Source organism: Micromonospora sp. DT4, assembly GCF_049841675.1.
Lineage (GTDB): Bacteria > Actinomycetota > Actinomycetes > Mycobacteriales > Micromonosporaceae > Micromonospora.
In genome coordinates, this window is record NZ_JBNCKT010000223.1 from 1 (window position 1) to 3,646 (window position 3,646).

Consider the following 3,646-nt stretch of genomic DNA (forward strand, 5'->3'; position numbering starts at 1 on the left):
AAAGCCTTGTTCGGCAAGCCAGAAGTCCGCTACGCAGCCGGCTAACCACGGCACCTTTGGGTTACTGGTCAATATGTCCGCGCCACCTTCGCCTGGTCGTCGCCGGCGAGCCTGCGGGCCGAGGTGCTGAGCTGGTACGTGGGGTACTTCCAGCCGAACGCGATCCAGCGCCTGACCCGACTCGCCGCCGATGCCGCCCGGGACCTGCCACCGCACCGGGCGGCCGACCTGGAGGTGGCGTTGCAGCGGGCGCTCGCCGAGGATCCCGAGTGGTCCTACCGGCGCGGGGACGTCCTCGTGACCTGCCGACCCGACGCCGCCGTACGCCTCGACGAGCGGATCATGCCGGCGCTCCGACCGCACGTCGATGCGATGGTGCGGATGGAGTACCAGTTCGACGAGCAGATGCGCAGGGCGACGTACGCCGAGGAGCTGAGCCGGCAGTGGGCGACGATCCTCGGCGACCACCTCGACGAGGGCACGGACCAGGAGCTGGCGGACGCCCGGGAGCACCTGCTCGCCGCCCAGCGGGACGCTGCGCGCTGGATCGGCGAACTTCTTCACCACCGCGCAACCAAATCTTGATCACCACTGGCTAGTATCCTCCCGTCCTTCCGCTCGGGAAGGCACGGGGGAGAAACACAATGGAACTCGAACGCAACTGGAAGCCGTACGCCAAGGGGCCTGCGCTGCTCGTGCTCGCCGTCTTCCTGCTGTTCTCGCCGGAACTGCTGGCGGCGATGGGCCGGGAGTTCACCTTCGGCAACTGGGTCGGCTACGCGGCGGCGCTGCTGGCCCTGATCGGTGGCATCGGCGCGGTGCGAGAGAGCCGCGAGGCGTTCGCCGTCAGCATCGGCGAGCAGGGCATCACCCGGACCAAGGGAGCGGCCACGACACAGTTCGCGTGGTCGGAGGTGGCCCGGGTCGCGATCGAGAAGCGACCCAACGCCGGCAAGCTGGAGAAGCCGAGCATGCTGACCGTGTGGGTGGCTGACCAGACCCAGCGCCCGGTGCCGCCCGACGTCGAGCTGACCGGCCTGCGCGGCTACCACATCGCCGACCTGCGGAACACCCGGCAGTCACGCGACGAGGTCACGGCGGCGCTCCGCCAGTACGGCGGGGAGCGCTACCCCACCCCGGCCAACTGACCCCTCGCCCCTCGGAGCCAACAATGTCGACGATGCCCACTTCCGGGGCCGTGCCGCCCCCGGCCCTGCGCCCGCCCGCCGATGGCGAGTGCCAGTTCTGCGGCAGCCACCCTGCCGCCCACGTGTCGTTCCAGTCGATGACGAGCATCGTGATCCTGTACGTCGTCTCCGCCCAACGCGGCTGGATGTGCCGCACCTGCGGCCTCTCCCTGTACCGCCACTACACGAACAAGACCCTGCTCGCGGGCTGGTGGGGAATCGGGGTCATCGGCATTCCGATCTTCCTCGGCGTCGACCGCTTCCGGCTGCGTCGCATCCTGCGGCTCTCCCCGCCCCAGCCCACGCCGGGTGTCGCGGCGCACCTGCCCGCGCCGCTCGACCCCGGCAAGCCGGTCATCCGACGCCCCGGCGCGATCGTGAGCCTCATCCTGCTGACCCTGTTCCTGCTGGTGGCCGGCTGCGGCGCCCTAGCCTTCGCCACAACCCCCTGACGCCCCTGCCGCTGCCGCCGCTGCCGCTGCCGCTGCCGCTGCCGCTGCCGCTGCTCATGATCACTTGATGCCGACCAGTTGCCAGAGGTCCCGGAGAACTGGTGACCATCAAGTGATCATGAGCGGCGGCTGGCGAGAATCGCCAGGGTCTGCTGGCGCACCTCGTCGGGGTCGGCCATTAGGCGGCGGTGGGTGAAGCGGACCACGAGGATTCCCCTGGTTGCCAGCAGGGCATCGCGGCGAAGGTCGATCTCGCGTTCGGCCGGGTCGCCGTGGGTGGTGGCGCCGTCCAGCTCGACATTGACGCGCTCGGTCTCGGCGAACATGTCAAGGTAGATGGTCCGTCCGCCGATTCGCACCGGTGCCTGCCGGATGAACGCAGGCATGCCCGCCCCCGTGAACACGTGGTCGTGGCCCCAGATCTCCAGTGGGCTACGGCAACCGGCGGCGAGCCGGCCCACCAGAGCGCGCAGCGTCGCACGGTCGGTCAGGTGGGGCATGTCGGCCAGGGCCGCGACGAGCCGCTGCGGGGTGGTGAACCGGTCGTTGACCGCATGGATGACGGGCCCGGGACGGTCGACCGGTGGCAGCAGCGGCCAACAGTCCACCAGGGTCCGGTCGAGTCGCGTCACGGGGAACCCGCCTCGCACCACCACCTGCGGCGGCTCGGCCGCGAACCCTGTGCGGTGGCGGAGAACCAACGGCGCACGGTCACGCAGACCCGAGCCGATCGGTACGTCGACGTACACCGGCTCGCCGGGTGGCTGGCGGCGCAGACCCCACACGTCGAGCGCGGTCAGCCGACTGAGCGCGCCCCGACCGTCGGCGTACGCGAGAGTCGCCCGCCGCGCCAGTTCGGGCTCTACGCGGGCCAGGACCGGCGCCTCCGTGTCCGTGTCGGAGAGCAGGGTGGCGTCCAGGTAGACCCCGGGCAGCGCCCGGACCAGCCGACCAGCCCAGCACGCGGCCTGCACCGTCCATTCGGGTGCCGCCCGCACCATCCCCCCAGGTGGACAACCCACCGCTGGAGGCCATGAGCGCGCACAGTCGCGAGTCCATGGGACGAACCTGCCGTACCGCGCCATCGCACACCGTCCGCGCGGGTGCCCCTGTGGACAGCCCGCACTCCTGTGGACGGCGCCCCAGACCGCGCCTCGACGTGGTATGCGACGGGACAGAGCATGAACGTAAAGGGTGTTCGCCCAAGAGGGGAGATCCGTCGACCACGGAATGCACAGCGACGTACGTCAATGCTATTCGTCACCAGGCGAGTGCACGGAGAGACCATCACGTCGGAAACCCAGCGCCAGCCGGGAGTCACGGTCCGCCTTGTGAGCGGCACCAAGCACGAGGTTGATCGCGACCCGCTCAGCGATGTCGTCGAAACCATCGATACCGAAGGCCCGGAACAGCTGAATGCCGTCCGTGGGCCCGTTCCGGACCTCGATCCGCCCATCCACGCCGATGCAACTGGACGCGGTGACGGACTCCTTGTCGAAGACGTCGTTCGGGCCGGCCACCACCGCCTTGTCCACGACAGCGGTCAGCTCGTGCAGGGCCGCGAGGAACTGCTCCAGCCGGGCCGAAGCTCGCCGCACCCCCGCAGGGCCATCCGACTCGAACACCCACACCCAGGTCTCGCGCGGATGCGCGTTCCAGCAGATGAGTTCGGGCCCGGAGAATTGGTCGGCGACGTCGCACGTCACGAACGCGTCGGGAAAGCGCTGCCGCAGGTTCGCCACTCGTGTGGCGAGACCACCCGCGCAGGCGGCGTGTTCCGAGATGTCCCACGCCACCTACGGCTCCCGCATCCAGGTCTTCGGATCGGTCACGAAGATGCCCTTGCCCTGGTGCCGCCGAATGACCCGCAACGCCTCCAGACGGACGTAGACCATCTGAATGGTGGACGAGCTGACGTCGAAGCGGTCGGACGTACGTATTCAGCTTGAGTTGATCGGCTGAGCGGGGCTGCGGTCTACTGTGGTGGCTGTGGCTGGCATGATCTTG

5 protein-coding genes and 1 pseudogene are annotated in these 3,646 nt (G+C 69.4%); 3 read left to right on the top strand and 3 right to left on the bottom strand.

Features of this window, described 5'->3' with window-relative positions; translation table 11 throughout:
• The first annotated feature begins 123 nt into the window (after positions 1 to 123).
• Genes ACLQ24_RS28905 through ACLQ24_RS28915 form a run of 3 tightly spaced genes read left to right on the top strand, consistent with a single transcriptional unit; the run spans position 124 to position 1,639 of the window.
• Positions 124 to 585 (top strand): hypothetical protein, encoded by a 462-nt coding sequence (locus ACLQ24_RS28905; RefSeq protein ID WP_425894903.1) that lies wholly within the window; start codon positions 124 to 126, stop codon positions 583 to 585.
• Positions 586 to 644: 59 nt separating this feature from the next.
• Positions 645 to 1,148, top strand: coding sequence for a hypothetical protein (locus tag ACLQ24_RS28910; RefSeq protein ID WP_425894904.1), 504 nt, complete (start codon positions 645 to 647; stop codon positions 1,146 to 1,148).
• A 32-nt stretch (positions 1,149 to 1,180) separates the two neighbouring features.
• Positions 1,181 to 1,639 carry a hypothetical protein gene (locus tag ACLQ24_RS28915; RefSeq protein ID WP_425894905.1) on the top strand — a complete coding sequence of 153 codons (459 nt, stop codon included), beginning with the start codon at positions 1,181 to 1,183 and terminating at the stop codon, positions 1,637 to 1,639.
• Positions 1,640 to 1,755: 116 nt separating this feature from the next.
• Here the strand turns inward: ACLQ24_RS28915 and ACLQ24_RS28920 are convergent, their stop codons facing one another.
• The 3 genes and pseudogenes from ACLQ24_RS28920 to ACLQ24_RS28930 all read right to left on the bottom strand — a co-directional run.
• The gene (locus ACLQ24_RS28920; RefSeq protein WP_425894906.1) at positions 1,756 to 2,640 is read right to left on the bottom strand and encodes a DUF559 domain-containing protein; all 885 of its coding nucleotides are present in this window, start codon (positions 2,638 to 2,640) and stop codon (positions 1,756 to 1,758) included.
• 252 nt (positions 2,641 to 2,892) lie between these two features.
• Entirely contained in the window at positions 2,893 to 3,435 is a 543-nt protein-coding gene (locus tag ACLQ24_RS28925) for a hypothetical protein (RefSeq protein WP_425894907.1), read from the bottom strand.
• Positions 3,436 to 3,567: pseudogene (locus ACLQ24_RS28930) on the bottom strand (GntR family transcriptional regulator); the annotation flags it as partial. It abuts the gene before it with no gap.
• Between the last annotated feature and the right edge of the window lie 79 nt (positions 3,568 to 3,646).

What these genes read in the sequence shown, in the direction of transcription:
- ACLQ24_RS28910 (WP_425894904.1), top strand. Translation starts at nt 645, where the DNA reads ATGGAACTCGAACGCAACTGGAAGCCGTACGCCAAGGGGCCTGCGCTG.
- ACLQ24_RS28915 (WP_425894905.1), top strand. Translation starts at nt 1,181, where the DNA reads ATGCCCACTTCCGGGGCCGTGCCGCCCCCGGCCCTGCGCCCGCCCGCC.
- ACLQ24_RS28920 (WP_425894906.1), bottom strand. Translation starts at nt 2,640, where the DNA reads ATGGTGCGGGCGGCACCCGAATGGACGGTGCAGGCCGCGTGCTGGGCT.